Origin of the sequence: Arsenicibacter rosenii (genome assembly GCF_001870735.1) — a bacterium.
Taxonomy (GTDB): Bacteria; Bacteroidota; Bacteroidia; order Cytophagales; family Spirosomataceae; genus Arsenicibacter; species Arsenicibacter rosenii.
Map to the genome: position 1 here is coordinate 1 of NZ_MORL01000187.1, position 924 is coordinate 924.

Annotated in this window: 1 protein-coding gene; it reads left to right on the forward strand. The window is 43.0% G+C overall.

The annotated features are described in order from the left end of the window. Positions 1 to 81 precede the first annotated feature (81 nt). On the forward strand, positions 82 to 906 hold the full coding sequence (locus BLX24_RS30715; protein WP_071506930.1) for an IS982 family transposase: 825 nt from the start codon (positions 82 to 84) through the stop codon (positions 904 to 906). Positions 907 to 924: the final 18 nt, after the last annotated feature.

Sequence of the window (924 nt, forward strand, 5' to 3'; positions counted from 1 at the left end):
TAATTCAAGTTGCGTGATATAGAGTTTTGCCAGCCCCTTGGATAATTTTGGAGTATCTCACATTCTAAAATTACTCTCAAGATGGCTGACAAAACCATTGCAATTTACTGTTTCTTTGACGATCTCTTCAAGATAATGGGTCCAAAACCAGACGTCCATTGTAAACTTAATGACGCTGAGATTGCCACTGTTGCTGTAATTGCTGCCCTTTCGTTTTACGGAAATCAGGCGGCTGCCTGTGGGTATATGCAACGCCATTATGGTATGAAGATGATCCATAAATCAGGCTTCAACCGACGACTGTCCCGACTTCAAGCTAAACTTATTACCGTGTTTAGTGCCTTAGGTGCCAGTCTTAAAGAGCTCAATACCAGCGCCCGCTATATGATCGACTCTTTTCCGGTAGCTGTCTGCCGGAATTGTCGGATTCCAGTCTGTAAACTTCTGAAAGGCAGGAGCTATCATGGCTATAACGAGGCGAAAAAAGAATATTTCTATGGTTTCAAGGTACAACTCATTACCACAGCTGATGGGCTGCCTGTTGATTACTTTATTACCGCTGGCAGCTTTCATGACAGCACCGCTTTACAGGCCATGCAGCTTAATTTACCAGCTGGTAGTGAGCTCTATGGCGATAGTGGCTATACCGACTACGAGCAGGAAGATTTATATGCCGAGTGTGATCAAATCTATCTCAGGATCTATCGCAAGAAAAACTCCCTGAGGTCTGACCAGCCTTGGGATGTATTTCTCAAAAAAACGTATCGCAAGCCCATTGAGATTGTTTTTAGCCAGATTACCAACCTGTTTCCGCGTAAAATTCACGCGGTCACTGCCCAAGGGTTTATGTTAAAGCTTTTTTTATTTCTGCTTTCATTCACCATCAATGGATGTTTAGAAGATTAACTATCTCGCAACTTGGAT